Below are 1,347 nucleotides of genomic sequence, written 5' to 3'. Positions count from 1 at the left end.
TGAATCGCCCTGGAAATCCCGGAGGCTCCTGACCTTGGAAACGAGGATGCAGGTATGCCGAAGGAACAGTGTGCCGGGAAGCCCACGGCGCGTCGTTACAGCCCGGAGGAGAAGGCCGCCGCGGTGCGGATGGTCCGGACCCTTCGTGCCGAGTTGGGTACCGAGCAGGGCACGGTGTCGCGGGTGGCACGTCAGCTCGGCTACGGAGTGGAGTCGGTGCGTTCCTGGGTGCGTCAGGCAGACATCGATGGCGGATACGCTCCAGGACTGTCCACCGCGGAGTCGGCGCGGATCAAAGAGCTTGAGCAGGAGAACCGAGAACTCAAGCGTGCCAACGAAATACTGAAGCGCGCCGCTAGTTTTTTCGGCGCGGAGCTCGACCGCCAACACAAGAAATAGTCGACTTCATCGACGCCCAGCGGGAGGAGTTCGGGGTCGAGCCCATCATCAGCGTCCTGCGATCAGCAGGCGTGGTGATGGCCCCGAGCACCTACTACGACACCAAGTCCCGCGGTCTGTCGGCACGCGCGCGACGTGACGCCGAACTGGGTCCGGTCCTGGTGACGCTGTGGGAGGACAACTACCGCGTCTACGGGGCCCGCAAGCTGTGGAAAGCCGCCGGTCGGGCCGGCCACGACGTCGGGCGCGATCAGGTCGCCCGCCTCATGCGGGCCGCCGGCATCTGCGGGGCACGGCGCGGCAAACGGGTCAAGACCACCAAACCAGATGCCAGCGCCGCGCGGCACCCCGATCTGGTGAAACGCAAGTTCACTGCGACGGCGCCGAACCAGCTTTGGGTGACGGATCTGACATTCGTGCCGACCTGGGCCGGCGTGGCGTATGTGTGTTTCATCGTCGATGCCTACTCCCGGATGATCGTGGGCTGGCGGGTGGCCAGTCATATGCGGACCTCGATGGTCCTCGACGCGTTGGAGATGGCGCGTTGGTCACGCGGAAACCTGTTGTCGGGCTTGACATGTCACTCCGATGCCGGATCCCAGTTCACCTCTATCCGCTACGGCGAACGGCTCGCTGAGATCGGCGCGATCCCCTCTATAGGATCGATCGGGGACAGCTTCGACAACGCCCTCGCGGAGACAGTGAACGGCTACTACAAGGCCGAGTTGATCTACGGCCCCGCCCGCAGCGGGCCGTGGAAGACCGTCGAGGACGTCGAGCTGGCCACCCTCGGGTGGGTCTACTGGCACAACACCAACCGCTTACACGGCTACCTCAACGACGTCCCACCCGCCGAGTACGAAGCCACGTTCTACGATGCACAACGGACCGACCAACCACTGGTCGCAATCCAATAGCCCGAGCCTCCGGCAAAACCAGGGCGATTCA

Annotated in this window: 1 protein-coding gene and 1 other annotated feature; the gene reads left to right on the top strand. The window is 64.4% G+C overall.

Annotated features, from left to right (window positions below):
* The first annotated feature begins 54 nt into the window (after nt 1-54).
* Nucleotides 55-1,316, top strand: a protein-coding gene (locus BKG60_RS01675) for an IS3 family transposase (RefSeq protein WP_120764796.1) whose coding sequence is annotated in 2 segments (ribosomal slippage) — nt 55-364 and nt 364-1,316 — 1,263 coding nt in all. Because the reading frame shifts where the segments join, the coding sequence is not laid out codon by codon here.
* Nucleotides 354-485 (top strand) — a sequence feature (AL1L pseudoknot). (Overlaps the previous gene by 132 nt.)
* Nucleotides 1,317-1,347 lie beyond the last annotated feature (31 nt).

It is taken from the genome of Mycobacterium syngnathidarum (assembly GCF_001942625.1).
Lineage (GTDB): Bacteria > Actinomycetota > Actinomycetes > Mycobacteriales > Mycobacteriaceae > Mycobacterium > Mycobacterium syngnathidarum.
Note: the sequence above shows the minus strand (reverse complement) of the source record. Positions and strands in the feature narration are given on the sequence as shown.